Raw genomic sequence first — 18556 nt, forward strand, 5'->3', positions numbered from 1 at the left:
CCTCGACTGCCGACGACAGCGGTGCCGGTTCGAATGCTCGGGGTTCCGATGCGGTATCGGATGCAGGTGCTGAGGTTTCGGCTGTCGAGAGTGGTGCCGTCGCTTCGGATGTCGAGCAGGGTGGCGACGAAGGTCGTTCTGCCAATGCCGGTTTCGAGGCTCAAGGTCCGGATGCTGAGCAGCGGGGTGACACGGTCGAGGGTGGGGCGGACGAGTCATCGCGACAGGGGTGAGCGGCGGGGCGGCCGATCCGTTCGGTACTGCCGCGTTGCGGGCGGGCGTGCTTGCCGCATGGCGTGATTCGCCGACCCGGCTGCGCGAGGACGCGGCGACCGAGGCGGATCTGGTTCGCGCCGGTTATCGCGACCGGCTGCTGACCGAGTTGGCGCAGAACGCCGCGGACGCCGCAGCCAAGGCGGGCGTGCCGGGCCGGTTGCGGGTATGGCTCGACGGTTCGGTGCTGCATGTCGCCAATACCGGTGCGCCGCTGGATGTCTCGGGTGTGCACGCGCTGACCGCGCTGCGCGCGTCCGGGAAGTCCGATGCGGCGGATGTCGGACGTTTCGGGGTGGGCTTCACCGCGGTGCTCGCGGTGAGCGACGAGATCGAACTGCGTTCCACCACAGGCTCGCTCCTGTTCTCCCGCGCGCGCACTCGGGACGCGTTGCGGTCCGGCGATCTCGCCGGCACCGCGGATCAGCTGGCGCAGGGCGAACCCGGCGCGGAGGCGCTGGCACCGCCCGCCTTGCGGCTCGCTTGGCCGAGTGATGCGCAACCCGCTGACGGTTTCGACACCGAGGTGGTGCTCGCGCTGCGCCCAGCGGTGGACGCCGCCGCGCTGCTCACGGGAATGCACGCCGAAGCGGCCGATCTACTGCTGGAATTGCCTGCGCTGCAAAGCATTACCGTCGAAACCGCGGAATTCTCCAGCCGCACCGCCGATCTCGGTGACGGTCTCCAAGAGGTCCGCGTCGACGGCCCGGCTGACGAACGCCGGGTCTGGTGGTCCTACCGCACGCCGCGCGCCCGTTGGCTGCTGCCGATCCGCAATGGCAGGCCGGTCGCCGTCGCCCCCGACGTGCTGCGCGCCCCGACCCGCTCCGATGAGGAACTGTCGCTACCCGCGCTGCTGATCGCGGACATTCCGATGCAGCCGGATCGCCGCCGTCTGCTGCCCGGTGCCCGCGTCGCCGAATTGGCCACTGGCTATGCCGATTTCGCTCGCGTGCTGCCACCCCGCGACCGACTGGTGCTCGTCCCCAGTCCCGCCTTCGCCCGCAGCGAAGCCGACGCCCTCCTCCGCGAGGCGGCGATCCGTGAACTCCGAACCAACCCCTGGCTTCCCGTCCTCTCCACGAGCACCGAGGACGCTGCCGTCGCATTCGACCCTGTACCGCTGGACCCCGCGACCGAGGAACACCCGACCACCGAAACTCCGGACGACTCAGCGTTTTTCGACCTGCCCAGTGCGCCCATCTCGGATGTCGCGGTACCTACGCGGGCGAGTGTGTTCACCGGGCTCACGGGGGAATTGGCGGGATTGCTCGATGACGTGATCGGGCCCTTGGTGATTCCCGAGTTGTCGGGGCAAGGGCAGGCCGAGGCGCTGGGCGTGCTCGACGTGCATCGGGTCGGGTTGGCTCGACTGGCGGAATTGTCCAGCGGTCTGGAGCGGGCGCCGCGGTGGTGGTACGCACTATATGAGGCGCTGGAGCAGTTCGTGGCGGACCCGCTGGCCGCCGAGGAGCTGGGCGCGCTCGCTGTCCCGCTGGCCGACGGGCGCCTGGTGACCGGGCCGCGCACGACGGTGCTCGACGACCAGCTCGAGGTCGCGATCCCGGTGCACTGGGCCAGGTTGGTGCATCCGGATGCCGCGCATCCGCTGCTGGCCCGGCTGGGTGCGCGTTCGGCCACCGTCGAGGATCTTTTGCGCGAGCCGGACCTGCGCGCCGAACTCGAGGATCACCCGGACGACCCGGATACGGTCGACGCGGTGCTGCGCCTGGCCGCCCATGCCGACGCGGCGGCCCTGCCGACCTGGCTCGGCCTGCTCGAACTGCCCGATGCGGACGGAGCGCTGCACCCCGCGGACGAGTTGCTGCTGCCCGACGCGCCGCTGCGCGAACTGCTGGTGGCGGATTCGCCGTTCCATACGGTCGACGCCGCCATGGTGGAATACTATGGCGCGCAAGCGCTTCGGGCCGTGCGGGTCGGCTGGGATTTCAGCTTGGTCGTCGAGTCCGATCCGACCGGGCCCGATCACGACCTGGACGACGAGGACAGCTGGTGGTCGACGCTGGCGCAGGAGCCGCGGGAGCTGGCCGCGGTCCGCGACCTCGACCTGATCGATGACGACGCCTGGCCGGAAGCGTTGTGGCAGCTGGCGTCCGCGCCGCGTACCCGGCGACTGCTCACCGATCACGACGGCTACACCGCGTGGTGGTTGCGTACCCACGCCCGGATCTCGGGTACTCCGCTCGGCCTGCTCCGGCACCCCGAGGACACCGAATTCGACGGCCTGCTGCCGACTTTCGCCGTCCCCGGCCTCGCGGAGGACGCCGCCGCGATCCGCGCCCTGCTCGCCGATCCGGCGGTGATCACGCTCGAATTGGCCGCGGCCTTGCTCGACGCGCTCGCCGATCCGGCGAATACGCCTACGCCCGAGGTCATTTCGCGGACCCACGCGCGATTGGCCGCCGCGGTGGCCGCCGATCGGCTCGAGCTCACCGAGCTCGAGCTGCCCGACCGGGTGCGCGCCTTGTCCGGCGCTGTCATCGATCCGGCCGACGCACTGGTGCTCGATCAGCCGTGGTTCGGCCTCGCGCTGCCGCCGGACCGCTTGGTGGTCGGTGTCGCCGAGACCGCGCCCGCGCTGGCCGCGCTGCTCGATCTGCCGTTGGTCTCGGGGGCGGTCACCGCTGAGGTGGTGAGTTCCGGCCGGCGCACCACGTGGTCCGCGGAGCCGCTCGGAGTCGTCCTGCGCCAGCTTCTTTCGCTGCCGCCGCAGGACGGGGAGTTGGTGCTGCACGACGAGCTGACCGTGCGGCTGCACGGCGCGGTCGAGCGCACGACAACGGTCCCGTGGTGGCGCGAGGGCACGACGGTGCACGCGAGCGCACCGCGGTAGTGCACGCACGATCCGGTTCCCGCACCCGACTCCGCGCGGTATGCGGGAACTCAGATTGCGCGAGAACTACTGTGCCGCACCAGGTTCAGGACGCGTACTCCGCGATCATCTGGCTGAGCAGATCCAGCTGGGCGCGGACGGCCTCGCTGTCGTTGTCCACCAGCCAGCGCAGCACCACCCCGTCGATCACGTTGAGGGTGAACCGGCTCAGGGAGGGCAGCGGTACCGACCAGGTGTTGGCGGTCGCGTCGCGCGCGTGCTCGAGGATGTCGGCGACGGTGGAGTCGTTGAAGTTGTACTGCTCGCGCGCGATCGCGAGTTTGGCGGGAGTTTGCTCGCCTTCGCGCAGTGCGTAAGTTGTTGTTTCGTAAGTGAGTAGCTGACGTTCCGGGGTTGCCTCAATGTTGAGCCACATGAGTTCCAGTCCCGCGCGGATCAATTTTTGAAGCGCTTCTTTTCCACTTCCGACGTCTTGCCACACTGTTTCATTGGCGTCGACGGAATCTCGTAATTCCATCGACAACGCCTTGACCAGCTCGGTCATCAGCGCGTCCTTGTTTTCGAAACAGTAATGGACCACACCCAGCGAGACGCCCGCCGCCTGGGCGACATCGCGCGTGGTCACGCCCGCAACGCCCTTTTTTTCGGCAAGACCGATCGCGGCCTCGATAAGGTGGGCCCGTCTTTCTTCGACGCTCAATCGGGAGGACACCTCAGGGAGTTAAGCGCTCTAGGCGCGTGCAGTCAATTCGCTGGTCGAAAAATCTGGACTGGACGAGTGACCAGTTGTGTGGTTCGCTGCCATCAGGATCGAAGGAGACGTGTATGCCGCTGTCGCGCAGAACCGTTCTGGCCCGAACCGTAGTCGGTTCGGCAACGCTGGCCGCCGCGGCCACGGTGCCTGTCCTGGCCGAGCGCTCGGGCGCGCGGGCCGCCGCGGCACCGGATTCCGGCGGCTACGAGATCGGTGTCGGCCTCTCCGACATCACCGGTCCGGCGGCGGAATGCGGAATGATGGGCTATTCCCAGTTCGAGCAGCAGACCGCCGGCATCCACCTGCGTCCGCGGGCCAGGGCGTTCATCATCGGTGCGGGCGGCAGGCGAATCGTGTTCGTGGTGGCCGAGAACGGCATGATTTTCCAGTCCGTGCACCGTGGCGTCCTGGCCGAACTCGCGCGCCGCTTCGGCGATCAATACACCGAACAGAACGTGTTGCTCACTTCGACGCATTCGCACGCGACCTGTGGCGGCTCCAGCAACGATTACGCATACAACCTGTCCATCATGGGTTTTCAGCAGCAGGTGTACGACGCGGAGGTGAACGGCATCGTCGAGGCCGTCGCGGCCGCGCACGCCGATCTCGGTCCCGGCGCCCTGGCGCTGGGGCGCGGCGAACTGCACGACGCGAGCGTCAATCGGTCCAGGGTGGCCTGGGAACTCAATCCGATTGCCGACAAACAACATTTTCCCGAGGCCATCGACCCGGCGGTCACGGTGCTGTCGCTCGTCAAGGGCGGTCGACAGGTCGGCGCGATCACCTGGTTCGCCACCCACAACACCTCGATGACCAACCAGAATCGGCTGATCAGCGCGGACAACAAGGGTTACGCGGCGTTCTCCTACGAGCATCTCGAGCACGGCGTCCGCTACCTCGACGGCGACCCCGGCTTCGTCGCGGCCTTCGCACAGACCAACGCGGGCGACATGTCGCCGAACCTGAACCTGCGCCCCGGCTCCGGACCCACCGAGGACGAGTTCGAGAACACCCGCATCATCGGCGAGCGGCAGTACCGGGCGTCGAAAGACGCGCTGGCCCAGGCCCGCTCGACCAGCGGACCGGTCGACGCGCTGCTCTGCTACATCGACCTGGCAGATATCGCCGTCGACGGCCGTTTCACCCCGGACGGGCAGCCCCGGCATACCGCGCCCGCCGCCGCGGGCGTCTCGCTCATCGCGGGCAGCATCGAGGACGGTCCGGGACTGCCGGGTGTGCCCATCCCGGAAGGGGTGCGCAATCCGTTCCTGCAGGCGCTGGGCGACCCGAACGCGCCCGCACCCGCGTGGCTCGCGGATGCCCAGGCGCCCAAGGCGATCGCCGCGCCGCTCGGCCTGCTGCCGCCGGTGGCCTGGGTGCCGAACGTGCTGCCGATCCAGTTGGTCCGGATCGGTGAGCTCTATTTGGCCGCCGCCGGTGGGGAATTCACCATCACCGCCGGGCTGCGGGTACGCCGGGCGGTCGCGGACGCGCTCGGCGTCGGGCTGGAACAGGTCCTCATGCAGGGCTACGCGAACGCCTACCACGAATATGTCACCACCCCTGAGGAATACGACGCGCAGCAATACGAGGGCGCCTCGACGCTGTTCGGCCGCTACACCCTCGGTGCGTATCAGCAGGAATTCACCAGGCTGGCAACGGCGTTCGCGGCCAGGCAGCAGGTGCCGCGCGGGCCCGCCCCGCGCGACGTGTCGCACCTGCAACCCAACTTCCAGCCGGGTGCCGGGCCGGACACCACCCCGCCGGGCCGGACCTTCGGCGACGTGTTGACCCAGCCCGCACCGGCATACGCCGCGGGCGCCCAGGTCGTCGCCGAATTCGTCTCGGCCCACCCGAAACACAACCCGCGCCGCAACGGCACCTTCCTGGAGGTGCAGCGGCAGAGTTCCGCGGGCGACTGGATCCGGGTGGCCAACGAGGGCGAGTGGGCGGTGAAGTTCTACTGGAGCAAGCGCGGTGCCGCGGACTCCGTCGCGCGGTTCACCTGGGATATCCCGGCCGACGCCACGCCGGGCCGCTACCGGCTGCAGCACTACGCCGACAGCCTGAGCCCCGACGGCGCGCTGCACCCGTTCACGGGCACCAGCAACGACTTCGAGGTGGGCTGACGCTCAGAGCCCGGTCTGCGCGCCCTTGTCGCCGCGCCGCGCACCGCGTCGCTGGATGAGGAAGATCCCGAGCGCGAGCCCGCCGACCACCAGTCCCATCAGGCAGACCGGCAGCACCGACGCCCACCGATCGCCCCCGGCCCACACCACCACGGTGGCGATCAGCCAGAGCGCGCAGCCGACCGCGAGCACGGGCCGCGGATCGGTCAGCCGCGGCGGGATCTGCGGCACGTTCTGAGTCACGTCATCCAGCATAACGGCGGCGTGCCGGGCGGCCCGCGCACCGCCGATGTGGCTGCGGCTGTGCGCGTACCGGCGAGAACGCCGGTCCGTCGGCCACCGGTCCCGTATCGTTCACCTCTGTGACAACGCCATCCGATGTTCGAACCCTCGCCGGTGAACTCTCGCTGGCGGTGGTCCGGCTGACGCGTCATCTGCGTGGTCGACGTGCCGACGCGCAGATTTCGCTGACCCAGCTGTCCGCCCTCGCGACCCTTTCTCGGGACGGTGCGATGACCCCGGGTGCGCTTGCCGCGAAGGAGCGCGTCCAGCCGCCGTCGATGACCAGAGTCATCGCCTCGCTCACCGATCTCGGTCTGGTCGAGCGCAAACCGCACCCCACCGACGGCCGCCAGATCATCGTGTCGCTGTCCGAGGCGGGCCGCGCGTTGATCGCCGACGAGACCAACGCCAGGGAAGCCTGGATGACCGAGCAGCTTTCGGGCCTGACCGAGGATCAGGTCGTGGTGCTGACCCGTGCGGTCGGCATCATGAAGCAGATCGTCGACGAATCCGAATAACTCAGCGCGCGCCGAACGGCTGGTCGCTGTCGACGATGTCGCGGCCGAGCGGGAACAGCGACAGCGGAATCAGCTTGAGGTTGGCCCAGCCGAACGGGATTCCGATGATCGAGATGAACAGCGGGATGCTGGTCAGCAGGTGGCCGAGCGCGAGCCACCAGCCCGCGACGATGAACCAGATGACATTGCCGACCAGCGAACCCGCGCCCGAGCCCGGCTTCTCCACCGTGGTGCGGCCGAACGGCCACAGCGCGTAGGCGGCGATCCGGAACGACGCGATGCCCCACGGGATCGTGATGATCAGAATGCAGCAGATGACGCCGGCCAGGATGTAGCCCAATGCCATCCAGAAACCGACGAACACCAACCAGAGGATGTTGAGGACGAGCTGAATCGGCTTCACACCCACCAGCATGCCAGCACTCGGCCCGGAGCACACGTGGCCGTGTGCTCCGGCCGGGTTCAGAAGAACCAGCCGAGCACCGCGTCGCGGTCGGTGCCGAAGGCTTCCTGCAGGGCGGCCAGATCAGCGGGGTCCTTGGCCTGGAGCCGGTTGGCGGCGGCGAAGACTCGGGCCGGATAGGCGCCGAGGTACATGCTGGCGAGCACGTCGATGCCGAGTTCGATCTCCGGGGCGCGGGTGGTGGGCGCGCATTCGGCGATACCGTTGCGGACGCGCAGGGCGAACGTGCCGCCCGCGTCGCGGAACGGATCCTGTACCGCCAGCACGAGTTCCAGGTCTCGCTGGTACGTGCGCGCGGTCAGGGCCGCGGGAATGTCCATGAGCCGCAACCACAGTCCGTCCTCGCGGTTCGTGGTGCGCACCAGCCGCGGATCGGTCAGCAGGTACGGCAGCGGATCATTGTCGCCCAGTACGGCTTTCACCCGCTGCGCCAGATCCAGTCCGAGCAGCGCCCGCCACAGCGCGGCATGCGCCTCGGCGGTGACCGCCCGCAGCTCCAGCACGTCGACGGTCCGCTCGGACTCGGTGAAGTGATTCCGGTACAGCGCATAGCCGTCCGGATGGGTGAACGCGAAAAGCTCTGAGCCGCCGTCGCGGACCGGCTCCGGATCGGCGAACAGCATGGCCCATGATGCCGCCGGCCGCACCTGCACGCCGGGGGTGAACCTGCGCCACCTGTCGTACACGGCCTCGACGTGCTCGGTGACCTCGGCGGCTTCGGCGAGCAGCACGCCGCCCGGATCCGGTGTGGTGGGCCGGAATTCGGCGAAGCGCCGATCGATGGAGACCGCGTTCTCCCGCACCGCCGGTCCGTAGCCGAACCGCCCGTAGATGCTGCCCTCGCTGGCCGTGAACAGGGTCAGCGCCAGCCCGGCCGCCTCGGTGCGCCGATGCTGCTCGGTGTACATCGCCCGCAGGATTCCGCGCCGCCGATGCGTCGGCGCCACACCGACCGCGGCGATCCCGCAGCCGTCCACCGCCCGCTCGCCCGGCACGGTCACCGTCATCCGCCGCGATTTCACATGCCCGACCACCACGCCGTCGTCGACCGCGACGATCGCGTCGGCCGGCGGGAACAACTGCCTGCTGTGTTCGCGGAAGCCCGCGGGCCCGTAGGCGCCGAACGAGGTCGCCACCAGCGTCCTGATGGAAGTCAGATCGTCCTCGGTGGCAGAGCGGATAGTGATGCCGTCAGTCAACGTCATCGTTGCACCCTCCCACGCGCCGAGCGCGCCACGCACTCGATTTTCGCCCGGGTCTCCCGCGGCGCACGGCCACCGTGTTCGCGCGGCGTCGCGAGCGCGGGACGACACCCGCCTCCGGCGCATCGGGTAGCGGGGATCGGACACCGGTCGCGCCACGCGGTAGCCCGGACGGGCAGGATGTAGCCGTGGCCGAAGTGATCGATATCGATGACCCCGCCGATCCGCGGGTGGATGACTTCCGCGACCTCAACTCCGCCGACCGCCGGCCCGATCTGCCCGGGCGGCGTGGCCTGGTGATCGCCGAGGGGGTGGTGGTGGTCCAGCGGATGCTGGCTTCGCGGTTCACTCCGACGGCGTTGTTCGGGGTGGACAAGCGCCGCGTGGAACTCGCCGGCGAGCTGGCCGATGTCGCGGTGCCGTACTACCGGACCTCGGCCGAGGTGATGGCGGAGGTGGTCGGGTTCCACCTCAATCGCGGCGTGCTCGCGGTCGCGCGGCGGCCGGCGCCGCTGAGCCTGGACGAGGTCACCGCGCACGCGCGCACGGTGGCGGTGCTCGAGGGCGTCAACGACCACGAGAACCTCGGCGCGATGTTCCGCAACGCCGCCGGACTCGGCGCGGAGGCGATCCTGTTCGGCGATCGGTGCGCCGACCCGCTGTACCGGCGCGCGGTGCGGGTCTCCATGGGGCACGTGCTGCGGGTGCCGTTCGCTTCGGTGCCGGATTGGCCGGATGGTCTGGATATACTGCGGCGCAAAGGATTCCAGATCATCGCCCTCACACCCGACGGGGCGGCGATGAACCTGGCCACCGCGATGACAGGGGAGCGTGTGGCACTGTTGCTCGGTGCCGAGGGACCGGGGCTGACCGAGGAAGCGATGCGGGCCACCGATGTGCGCGCGCGAATTCCCATGTCGCCGGGCACCGATTCGCTCAATGTCGCGACCGCCGCGGCCATGGCCTTCTACGAGCGGGTTCGAACGTGACCTATCCGCCTACCCAGAGCCCGGCGCCGTGGGGTGCCGGGCTGACCGTCACGATCATGGTCGCGCTGCTGAGCGCGACCGCGGTGTATTCGTTCGGGCGGGCGCTCGCCGAGGTGCACCCCTTGCTCGCGTTCGCGGTGAACGTCGTCGCGGCCGGCGGTGCCGCGCCGACCGCTTGGCGGTTGCGCGAGGCCCCGGTAACCAGATGGGTGGTGCTCGGCGGTGTCGCCGGGGTGGGGCTCGGCTGGTTGGTGCTGCTGCTCGGTGGCCTGGCGAGCTGATCAGGACACGCGGTCGGAGCCGCGGAGCCAGCCGAACAGGCCGCGCCGGGGGCGGACGTCGTCCGGTTCCTCCTCGGGCGGTACCAGGGTGGCCGGGTCGGGCGCCTGCCCTTTCGGGTAGAGCGTGAATCCGCACACCGCCACGTCGCCGGGCACCAGCGCGCCCGCTGGAGCCGGTGCGCGGTAGTGGAAGCCGAGCCATTCGTTGTTCGCGGCGTCGGCGAAGTCGGGCGGATCGAAGGGCAGGGTCTGCGGGTCGGGGAGTTCACCGGCCTGCCAGCGCACCGGGTGCTCGCCGGCCCAGTACGGGCGTTCCCACACCAGGGGGAGGCCCTCGTCCTCCAGGATGTTGACTCGGCTGGAGCTGAACGCCCGGCGGAATTCGCCACGCTCCCAATGCGCGAACGCGCCCCACCCGTGCGCGGTGTCGAACGACACCAGGTAGGTGTGTTCGGAGGCCAGCGGCCGCACCAGCAGCTCCGGCAGCTCGGTCGGGTGGATGCGGGCGGCCTGCGCGGAGCACACCACGGTCACCCCGGGGTAGCAGCCGATGTAGACCTCGTCGAGGTCCGGGCCCGCGCAGCCGGCCAGCGTGCCGACCATGATCGGCAGGACGTCGCGATCGCTGTGCAACTGTTTGGCAAGCGCCAGTGCGGCATCGGGATCCGGGTCGTGATTGGCGCGCAGTACCGTCAACGGGTCGGATGCGTCGACGTACCAGAGCGACGAAGCTTTCGATAGCATTTCCGGCACCTCCCGATGGTTGCACGAATCAGCTCCGCGAACTTCGAGCAACGCACTGGGGTGTCGAACAATTCACCGCGTCGGTGTCTCGTCCGATGCCTGGCACGCCGTCGATCACACACTAAAAATCTACCTGCCGTGCGCGGTTCCGGACCGTCCTTCGGTCCCGGAACACGCCCGCGCGCCGCGAAATATGTTGCTACGCGGGGCTCAGCAAACCAGCCTCGGCCTCAGCAAACCGATTTCGGCCGGACGGGCGACCTACGAAACTGAACTCGAGTGCGGCGGAGCGCTCGCCGCGCGCATCCCGCCGTCACGCGCGTGTCAGCCGAGCGACACGCGCGCGCGGAGTGCGAAACATCGCGCTGCAGCTTTTGAACGAAACGCGCCAACCGTTCTCGGCGGGTCCTGAATACGCGAGAGAGACGGGCGGGTGCGTCAGTGACCTGAGCTGCGCACGCCGAGCAGCACGTCCTCCCAGGACGGCATGGGCGCCTTGCCGCGCTTGGTGCGGGCCGTCTTGGCCGGGGCCTTGGCGGGCTTGGCCGGTGCTTCCTCGGCCGCCGGTGCCTTCGCCGCCGGTGCCTTCGGTGCGGCGGGTGCGGGCGGGGCGGTGTCCGCGGTGCTGTCGGCGGTCGACGCGGCGGGGCTCGGCGCAGGCGTGCTCGGCGCGGGGCTCGCGGCGGCGGGCGTGGTGGTGGTCGCCGCGGCGGGAGCCGCGGGTGCGCCCGCCGTGATGGCGGGCGTGCTGCTGCCACCGGCCGCGACCGCACGCTGCTCGAAGTATTCGTCCAGCGTGGGCTGGCCCTGCTGGCGGGCGGCGGGGCGGGTGGGCGGCGCCGCCGGGGCCGGGCGCGGTTCGGCCACCGGCTCGGGCTGCGGTTCGGGGGTCTCGGCCTCGGCGGGCAGGATCGTCGCGAGACCGCGTAGCGCGCGGCCGAAGTCGGGATCGATCAGGTCCGAGGCCGGGTCGTCGAGCGGGGAGACCGAGCCGCCGTGCGCGTCCGGCTGGTAGCGCCAGTGCGCGGCGATCTCGGAACGCCCGTTCTGCCACTGCAATTGGGCGACCCAGAAGCCCTTCTCGTCCTTCCAGGCGTCCCATTCGGCGCCTTCGATGTTGTGCCCGCGTTCGGTGAAGGCCGCGGTGACGACGTCGATGAGGGTTTCCACGGCGGGGCCGTCGGGGCGGACGGGATGCGCCTTCTGGGCGAGTTCGGCGGCGCGAGCGCGTTCCAGCAGCACCGGGTAGGCGAACCGCTCGACGCGGCTGGCCGGCATGCCGGACTCGGCGGTGACCTGTTCGACGGAGGCGCCGGCGCGGATTCGAGCCTGGATATCGCGAGGACGCATAGTTGCTTCCATTTCGATCTCTATCTGGCCGAATCGGGCAAGGTCTCCGCGTGCTGCGGCTCGTAGCTTGTCGTCGGCGGGCAGCCGGTACTTCGCGCCGGACTCGGTGTCGATACACACGATGTGCGTGGAGTCGGGCGTCACCCCGATCACTCGAAGTTCACGCACCGTTACCTCCTTACCGCGTCGACTCGCGACACCGCCCACTTTCCGAAACAGTAGTGCACTTCTGGGATCCGTGGGGCAGGACACGCGGGGCGGAAATCTCCGCGGAGACCTCCGCACCCCGCTAATCTGCTCTGTTCGAGTTGAAGCTTCGCGCTCCACGGCGTGTCATGTGTGGCGTGTCACGTGTGCGGAGCGCGTCGAATCCGGTGTGTCAGCCCAGATTCTGCACGACCCAGTCGATGCTCCGGGTGAGCTGGCTGATGTCTTCGGGGTCGATCGCCGGGAACATGCCGACGCGCAGCTGGTTGCGGCCCAGCTTGCGGTAGGGCTCGGTGTCGACGATTCCGTTGGCCCGCAGCACCTTCGCCACCGCGGCCGCGTCGACCGAATCGGCGAAGTCGATGGTGCCGACGACCTGCGAACGATGCGCCGGGTCGGTGACGTACGGCGTGGCGAATTCGCTCGACTCGGCCCAGTTGTACAGCCGCGACGAGGAATCCAGCGTCCGCTTGACCGCCCAATCCAGGCCGCCGTTGCCGTTGATCCACTCGATCTGGTCGGCGAACAGCAGCAGCGTGGCCAGCGCCGGGGTGTTGTAGGTCTGATCCTTGGTGCTGTTGTCGATCGCGACCGGCAGCGAGAGGAACTCCGGCGTCCAGCGACCCGAGGCCTTGATCTCCTCGACCCGGGCCAGCGCCGCGGGGCTCATCAGCGCGACCCAGAGGCCACCGTCGGCCGCGAAGCACTTCTGCGGCGCGAAGTAGTAGACGTCGGCGTCGGCGATGTTCACCGGCAGGCCGCCCGCGCCCGAGGTGGCGTCGATGGCGATCAGCGCGTGCTCCGAACCGGCCGGACGCTGCACCGGAATGGCGACACCGGTGGAGGTTTCGTTGTGTGCCCAGCCGATCAGGTCGGCCGCCGGATCCGACACCGGTTCGGGGGCGCTGCCCGGCTCGGACGAGACCACGATGGGATCGCCGATGAACGGGTTGCCCTTGGCGACCGAGGCGAACTTCGAGCTGAACTCACCGTTGGTGAGATGCAGCGAGCGCTCCCGGATCAGGCCGAACGCGGCCGCGTCCCAGAAGGCCGTGGTGCCGCCGTTGCCGAGCACCACCTCGTAGCCGTCGGGCAGCGTGAACAGTTCGCGTAGCCCCGAACGGACCCGCGCGACCACATCTTTCACCGGCTTCTGCCGGTGGCTCGTTCCGAACACCGAGGCGCCGACACTCACCAGAGACTGCAACTGCTCCGGTCGCACCTTGGAGGGGCCGCAACCGAACCGTCCGTCGGCGGGCTTGAGGTCGTCGGGAATCGTCGGGAACGCAGTGGTCATGCCGAACAGGGTAAAGCGTGTCGGACCAGCTCTGTCAGTGCGGGTGGGCTGCTGTGCTCGAAGCCACGGACCGGGCTCGGCCCGGCCGCGCCCGAGCGGCTGCCGGATTTCCCGCGGCGTGCTCGAGTTGCGGTGGTATTGCTGTGTCGCCGGGCACACTCCAGCTAACCTTTGCGCCCATGAACATGGCGTCGGCGAGCTCGGGGTGGCGACTGCGCGGTCGCCGGTCACGCACCTTCGGGCTACGGGTGGGGGCGATCTCGGACGCGGCGCGGCGCGAGTTGCTGATACGCGGAGCACTCGGCTCGGCAACGATTTTGGGCGTGCGGCCGAGTTCGAAGGCGGGCGAGCCGGATTCGAGCACCACCTCGCGGCGCGAGCCGGAGCACGTGTTCTGGGTCCGGGTGCTGGTGGACGGCACGGCGCCGTACGAGACCCGGGTGCGCCAGCGGGTGTCCGCGGCCGATCTCGAATGGATGCAACCCGCAGATGTGGTGTGCTGCCGCATAGATCCGGGTGACCGGGACCGATTGGTGCTCTACGTACCGGATTTCGCGGAGACCGGGCGGGCCGGCATCGCCAAGATCCTCGCCGACGGACGCCGCGCCGACGCGACCGTGCTGGCGGCGACCCCGGTGGCGGCGGACTACTCCGGGCGCGACGATCCGGTGCTGCGGCTGGATCTGGAGGTGCGCGCCTGGGACGAGCCGACGCCCTGGCTGGTCCGGCTCGTGCAGCCGGTGCCGTTGGCCGCGATCGGTCTGGTCGATCTCGGCCAGCATCTCGAGGTCGCCTTCTTCACCGTCGACCACGGCGAGTCCGTCGCCGTGGACTGGGCCGCCTCGCTCGGCGAGGACTGACCGGTGTCCGTCAGGGGAGGTGGACGAAGGTGAAGCCCATCGCGCGGATGGTCGGCAGCGCCGCGATCATGCCCGCGCCGGTGCCCGACTGTGGCCGGTGCATGTGCGCGAGCGAGATCGCCCCCGGCGCAGCGGCGTTCATCGCGGTCTCGACGTGCTTGGCGGAGGCGGTGGCGCCGTAGTCGGCGTTGATGCTGAAACCGAGCGGGGTCTCGCCGATTTCCCGCACGATCCGCACGGCGACATCGTCGTAGTGCGCGGTGCCGGCGCGGAAGAAACGCGGCGGGCGGCCGAGCAGGCCGGACAGCCGCTCGTGATTGGCCCAGACCTCGTCGGCCGCCTCCTGTGCCGAGCCGGTGCCCGTGATCCCGTAGGCCGCCCGGCCGGTCACCGACAGCGGCTTGTGTGCCACACCGTGGTTGGCCAGTTCGAACAGGGGGTTCGCGGCCAACTGGGCCGCCCGCCCCTGATTGGCATCGATCCAGCGCTTGTTCAGGAACAGCGTGGCCGGAATCCGCTGGGCGACCAGGAAATCGATCAGCGACTGATCGATATCGTTGTTACCCGGCCCACCGCAGGCGTCGAAGGTCAATGCCATCTGCTTGCCCGCGGCCGCGAAAGTGCTTGTGATGCCTGCCATCTCCACGCCCCACTGCTGCGGCTGGACGCCGGCGTAGCGGGCGGCGACCGCGGCCGGGGAGTTGTCCGGCGGCGGGGGAGCGGCTTTCGAGACGACGACCCGGTCGCCCGGCGGGGACGCGGTCTCGGGGGAACTCGGCGCCGCGGTCGTATCACGCTGGGCGGTAAAGCATCCGGTGGCGACGAAACCGGCGGCCATCGCGGTGCCCAAACCGAGCATCCGCCGCCGCGACATTCCCTCTTCCACCATCCGTCCGCTCTCTCTCGACGTCACGGGGATGCTACTCGAGCCGAACGCCCCACTGGTGCAGGGCATTCGGCTCGTGCGTGCGACGGCCGCGGGACTACGCGTGCCGGACCGAGCTCCAGCCCGCGACGTCCTCGGGGCGGCGCGGTCCGGGGCCGGTGTAGATGGCGGCGGGCCGGACCAGTTTGCCGAGCTGCTTCTGCTCGAGGATGTGCGCACACCACCCGGCGGTGCGGCCACAGGTGAACATGGCGGGCATCATGTGCGCGGGCACCTCGGCGAAGTCCAGGATCACCGCGGCCCAGAACTCCACGTTCGTCTCGATGGCGCGATCCGGGCGACGCTCGCGCAGTTCGGCCAGTGCGGCCTGCTCCAGTGCGGCGGCCACCTCGTAGCGCGGGGCGCCGAGCCGCTTCGCGGTGGCGCGCAGCACGCGGGCCCGCGGGTCCTCGGCCCGGTAGACCCGGTGCCCGAAGCCCATCAGCTTTTCCTTGCGATCCAGGATGCCCTTGACCAGAGCCCTTGCGTCGCCGGACTTTTCGACGCCTTCGATCATCGGCAGCACGCGCGCGGGCGCGCCGCCGTGCAGCGGGCCGGACATGGCGCCGATCGCGCCGGACAGCGAGGCCGCGACGTCGGCGCCGGTGGAGGCGATCACCCGGGCGGTGAAGGTGGAGGCGTTCATGCCGTGCTCAGCCGCGGACACCCAGTAGGCGTCGATCGCCTCGGTGTGCTTTGGGTCCGGGTCGCCCTTCCAGCGGGTCATGAAGCGCTCGGTGACCGTGGTGCACTCGTCGATCTGCTTCTGCGGCACGGCGGGCTGGTAGATGCCGCGCGCGGACTGCGCGACGTAGGACAGCGCCATCACCGAGGCGCGGGCCAGGTTGTCCCGCGCGGTCTCGTCGTCGATGTCGAGCAGCGGCTGGTAACCCCAGATCGGCGCGAGCATCGCCAGACCGGCCTGCACGTCGACGCGCACGTCACCGGTGTGCACGGGCAGCGGGAAGGGCTCGGCGGGTGGCAGGCCGCGACCGAATTCACCGTCGACCAGCAGGGCCCACACGTCACCGAAGGTCACCCGGCCTTCGACCAGGTCCTCGATATCGACGCCGCGGTAGCGCAGCGCACCGCCGTCCTTGTCGGGTTCGGCGATATCGGTGGTGAAAGCCACCACGCCCTCCAGGCCGCTGACGAAATCACTGGGTACGGCGGTCTGCCCAGTAGGCACCGCGGGGGTGGTGGTCATGCTGTGACTTCTCCTTGCACTTCGGGCCGCATGATGCTCGTCGAAGAGGGGTAGCAAGGCTCGCCGAGTACATGCCGATCACTAAAACCTTAGCTCCTTGCTACTGCGGAGTAACGTCTGCCCCATGCGTGACCTGGACAATTCATCTGGCGGACAGGAAGCGGCCGGATTCCTGCCGACCCCCGATCTCGCGGCGATGCGAGTCGACTACGGCGGTGCCCCGTTCGGCAGTGGCGAAGACGTCGATCTGGACGAAACCTGGCTGGCCGGCGGCTGGGAACCGTTGCTACGCCACTGGATCGAGCAAGCGACCGCGGTCGGTGTCGCGGAGCCCAACGCCATGGTGCTCGCCACGGTGGCACTGACGAGCGGCGCGCCGCGGCCCGTCGCCCGGACGGTCCTCTGCAAGGGACTTTCACCAGAAGGTGTGACTTTCTACACCAATTACGACTCGGCCAAGGGCAGCCAGCTCGCCGCCGTCCCGTTCGCCGCGGCCACCTTCGTCTGGCCCGCGCTCGGCAGGCAGGTGCACGTGCGCGGGGCGATCGAGCGGGTCGGCGCCGAGACCACCGGCGTGTACTGGCGTTCCCGCCCGCGCGACTCGCAGCTCGGTGCGTGGGCCTCGCACCAGTCCAAGACCATCGGCTCGCGCGCCGAGCTGGATCGGATCATGGCCGAGACGGTCGAGCGGTTCGCCGCCGTCGACGACATTCCGGTGCCACCGCACTGGGGCGGGTTCTTGCTGCGTCCCGACGAGGTGGAGTTCTGGCAGGGTCGCCGCGGCAGGCTGCACAACCGCATCCGGGTGCTCATTCGAGACGAAACGATGACGGTCGACCGACTACAGCCGTGATTTATTCCCGTGGCGCGGGTGATCAATATCCAATCGTGACAACCGGGTTCGACTCGCTACAGTGCGCCCGGTGAAGCTGCTCGCCGACACCGCGCCCCTGCGCCACAGCGACTTCCGGCGGCTGTGGACCTCGGGCATCGTCACGATGATCGGCGCCCAGCTGACCGTCGTCGCGGTGCCGCAGCAGATCTTCCAGATCACCGGCAGCTCCGGATACGTCGGTCTGGCCGGGCTGTTCGGCCTGGTGCCGCTGATCGTGTTCGGCCTGTGGGGCGGCGCGCTGGCCGACGTGATGGACCGGCGCAAGCTGATGCTCATCACCAACACCGGCACCGGGCTCACCGTGCTGGCCTTCTGGCTACAGGCCGCCGCGGGCCTGGACAACGTGTGGGTGGTGCTCGGCCTGTTCGCGGTGCAGCAGGCCTTTTTCGCGGTGAACCAGCCGACGCGCAGCGCGACCATTCCCCGCCTGCTGCCCGAAGATCAACTGGCGGCGGCGAATTCGCTCAGCATGACGGTGATGCAGTTCGGCGCGATCGCCGGACCGGTGCTCGCGGGCGCGTTGATCCCGGTCATCGGGCTGTCCATGCTCTATCTGATCGACGCCGTCTTCCTGCTGGCCACGCTGTGGGCGGTCTGGCGGCTGCCCGCGCTGCCGCCGACCGGATCGGCCCGCAAGGCCGGGTTCCGCACGGTGCTGGACGGTTTCGGATATCTGGCGACGCAGCGGGTGCTGCTCGCGTCGTTCGCCGTCGACGTGATCGCGATGGTGTTCGGCATGCCGCGCGCGCTGTTCCCGCAGATCGCGCACGAGACCTTCGGCGATCCGACTACCGGCGGCGTCGCGCTCGGGCTGCTGTTCGCGTCCATGTCGGCGGGTGCGGTGCTGGGCGGGGTGTTCTCGGGGTGGATTCCGCGGATCCGGCGGCAGGGACTGGCCGTGCTCATCTGCATCGCCCTGTGGGGCCTGGCCATGGTCGGCTTCGGCCTCGCCGTCGGTTTCACCGGACACGGCCTCAGCCTGGGGGCCGGCCTGTGGATCGCGCTGCTCTGCTCGGCGTTCGGCGGTGCGGTCGACATGGTCTCGGCGGCGTTGCGGGTCACCATGCTGCAGCAGGTGGCCACCGACGAGATGCGCGGCCGGCTGCAGGGCGTGTTCATCGTGGTTGTCGCAGGTGGGCCGCGGATCGGTGATGTTGCCCACGGTTTCGCGGCCGCGAGTCTGGGTACTGCTGTGGCGGCCGCGGGTGGCGGCGGACTGGTCGTGGTCGGCGTGGTGCTCGCGGCGGTGGCGTTCCCGGCATTCGTCCGATACCGGGTGGGCCGCGCACATGCGGAAACAGTGGCGTGAAGCCTCCTGCGAATTCC

General features: G+C 69.5%; 17 protein-coding genes. 8 read left to right on the top strand and 9 right to left on the bottom strand.

Annotated elements, in window-relative coordinates; translation table 11 throughout:
• Positions 1–229 precede the first annotated feature (229 nt).
• On the top strand, positions 230–3127 hold the full coding sequence (locus tag O3I_RS03680; RefSeq protein WP_014981548.1) for a sacsin N-terminal ATP-binding-like domain-containing protein: 2898 nt from the start codon (positions 230–232) through the stop codon (positions 3125–3127).
• Positions 3128–3212: 85 nt separating this feature from the next.
• Here O3I_RS03680 and O3I_RS03685 read toward each other — a convergent pair whose 3' ends face one another.
• Complete coding sequence (locus tag O3I_RS03685; RefSeq protein WP_226887073.1) at positions 3213–3827, bottom strand: TetR/AcrR family transcriptional regulator; 615 nt, start codon at positions 3825–3827, stop codon at positions 3213–3215.
• A gap of 125 nt (positions 3828–3952) precedes the next feature.
• Here O3I_RS03685 and O3I_RS03690 point away from each other — a divergent pair, with 125 nt between their 5' ends.
• The gene (locus O3I_RS03690) at positions 3953–6010 is read left to right on the top strand and encodes a neutral/alkaline ceramidase (RefSeq protein ID WP_014981550.1); all 2058 of its coding nucleotides are present in this window, start codon (positions 3953–3955) and stop codon (positions 6008–6010) included.
• 3 nt (positions 6011–6013) lie between these two features.
• Here O3I_RS03690 and O3I_RS03695 read toward each other — a convergent pair whose 3' ends face one another.
• Positions 6014–6265 (bottom strand): DUF2530 domain-containing protein, encoded by a 252-nt coding sequence (locus O3I_RS03695; RefSeq protein ID WP_014981551.1) that lies wholly within the window; start codon positions 6263–6265, stop codon positions 6014–6016.
• A 107-nt stretch (positions 6266–6372) separates the two neighbouring features.
• Here O3I_RS03695 and O3I_RS03700 point away from each other — a divergent pair, with 107 nt between their 5' ends.
• Positions 6373–6810, top strand: a complete 438-nt coding sequence (locus O3I_RS03700) for a MarR family winged helix-turn-helix transcriptional regulator (protein WP_041562396.1) — start codon at positions 6373–6375, stop codon at positions 6808–6810.
• A 1-nt stretch (position 6811) separates the two neighbouring features.
• On the opposite strand, the gene O3I_RS03705 is transcribed toward O3I_RS03700, so the two are convergent.
• Both O3I_RS03705 and O3I_RS03710 read right to left on the bottom strand, forming a co-directional pair.
• Positions 6812–7204 (bottom strand): YccF domain-containing protein, encoded by a 393-nt coding sequence (locus O3I_RS03705; RefSeq protein WP_235211108.1) that lies wholly within the window; start codon positions 7202–7204, stop codon positions 6812–6814.
• Between the two features lie 68 nt (positions 7205–7272).
• Positions 7273–8478 (bottom strand): GNAT family N-acetyltransferase, encoded by a 1206-nt coding sequence (locus O3I_RS03710; RefSeq protein ID WP_014981554.1) that lies wholly within the window; start codon positions 8476–8478, stop codon positions 7273–7275.
• Between the two features lie 185 nt (positions 8479–8663).
• On the opposite strand from O3I_RS03710, the gene O3I_RS03715 reads away from it, so the two are divergent.
• Together O3I_RS03715 and O3I_RS03720 are read left to right on the top strand one after the other, a co-directional pair.
• Positions 8664–9464, top strand: a complete 801-nt coding sequence (locus tag O3I_RS03715) for a TrmH family RNA methyltransferase (protein WP_014981555.1) — start codon at positions 8664–8666, stop codon at positions 9462–9464.
• Positions 9461–9745 (top strand): DUF2537 domain-containing protein, encoded by a 285-nt coding sequence (locus tag O3I_RS03720; protein ID WP_014981556.1) that lies wholly within the window; start codon positions 9461–9463, stop codon positions 9743–9745. Before O3I_RS03715 ends, O3I_RS03720 begins: the two co-directional genes overlap by 4 nt.
• Here the strand turns inward: O3I_RS03720 and O3I_RS03725 are convergent, their stop codons facing one another.
• The 3 genes from O3I_RS03725 to serC all read right to left on the bottom strand — a co-directional run bounded on the left by O3I_RS03725 (position 9746) and on the right by serC (position 13343).
• A complete protein-coding gene (locus O3I_RS03725; RefSeq protein WP_014981557.1) occupies positions 9746–10489 on the bottom strand; it encodes a DUF6928 family protein in 744 nt (247 codons plus the stop codon). It abuts the gene before it with no gap.
• Positions 10490–10927: 438 nt separating this feature from the next.
• A complete protein-coding gene (gene sepH, locus O3I_RS03730; protein WP_041562397.1) occupies positions 10928–12007 on the bottom strand; it encodes a septation protein SepH in 1080 nt (359 codons plus the stop codon).
• 211 nt (positions 12008–12218) lie between these two features.
• Entirely contained in the window at positions 12219–13343 is a 1125-nt protein-coding gene (serC, locus tag O3I_RS03735) for a phosphoserine transaminase (protein ID WP_014981559.1), read from the bottom strand.
• A 179-nt stretch (positions 13344–13522) separates the two neighbouring features.
• On the opposite strand from serC, the gene O3I_RS03740 reads away from it, so the two are divergent.
• On the top strand, positions 13523–14203 hold the full coding sequence (locus O3I_RS03740) for a hypothetical protein (RefSeq protein ID WP_014981560.1): 681 nt from the start codon (positions 13523–13525) through the stop codon (positions 14201–14203).
• Positions 14204–14213: 10 nt separating this feature from the next.
• Here the strand turns inward: O3I_RS03740 and O3I_RS03745 are convergent, their stop codons facing one another.
• On the bottom strand, positions 14214–15116 hold the full coding sequence (locus tag O3I_RS03745) for a polysaccharide deacetylase family protein (RefSeq protein WP_237748249.1): 903 nt from the start codon (positions 15114–15116) through the stop codon (positions 14214–14216).
• A gap of 70 nt (positions 15117–15186) precedes the next feature.
• A complete protein-coding gene (locus tag O3I_RS03750; RefSeq protein WP_014981562.1) occupies positions 15187–16335 on the bottom strand; it encodes a citrate synthase 2 in 1149 nt (382 codons plus the stop codon).
• Positions 16336–16459: 124 nt separating this feature from the next.
• On the opposite strand from O3I_RS03750, the gene pdxH reads away from it, so the two are divergent.
• The gene (pdxH, locus tag O3I_RS03755; protein ID WP_014981563.1) at positions 16460–17188 is read left to right on the top strand and encodes a pyridoxamine 5'-phosphate oxidase; all 729 of its coding nucleotides are present in this window, start codon (positions 16460–16462) and stop codon (positions 17186–17188) included.
• Positions 17189–17258: 70 nt separating this feature from the next.
• A complete protein-coding gene (locus O3I_RS03760) occupies positions 17259–18539 on the top strand; it encodes an MFS transporter (protein WP_014981564.1) in 1281 nt (426 codons plus the stop codon).
• Positions 18540–18556 lie beyond the last annotated feature (17 nt).

It is taken from the genome of Nocardia brasiliensis ATCC 700358, from assembly GCF_000250675.2.
Taxonomy (GTDB): Bacteria; Actinomycetota; Actinomycetes; order Mycobacteriales; family Mycobacteriaceae; genus Nocardia; species Nocardia brasiliensis_B.

Coding starts and splice junctions, on each gene's coding strand:
- O3I_RS03690 (WP_014981550.1), top strand. CDS start 3,953: ATGCCGCTGTCGCGCAGAACCGTTCTGGCCCGAACCGTAGTCGGTTCG.
- O3I_RS03695 (WP_014981551.1), bottom strand. CDS start 6,265: ATGCTGGATGACGTGACTCAGAACGTGCCGCAGATCCCGCCGCGGCTG.
- O3I_RS03710 (WP_014981554.1), bottom strand. CDS start 8,478: ATGACGTTGACTGACGGCATCACTATCCGCTCTGCCACCGAGGACGAT.
- O3I_RS03725 (WP_014981557.1), bottom strand. CDS start 10,489: ATGCTATCGAAAGCTTCGTCGCTCTGGTACGTCGACGCATCCGACCCG.
- serC (WP_014981559.1), bottom strand. CDS start 13,343: ATGACCACTGCGTTCCCGACGATTCCCGACGACCTCAAGCCCGCCGAC.
- O3I_RS03740 (WP_014981560.1), top strand. CDS start 13,523: ATGAACATGGCGTCGGCGAGCTCGGGGTGGCGACTGCGCGGTCGCCGG.
- O3I_RS03750 (WP_014981562.1), bottom strand. CDS start 16,335: ATGACCACCACCCCCGCGGTGCCTACTGGGCAGACCGCCGTACCCAGT.
- pdxH (WP_014981563.1), top strand. CDS start 16,460: ATGCGTGACCTGGACAATTCATCTGGCGGACAGGAAGCGGCCGGATTC.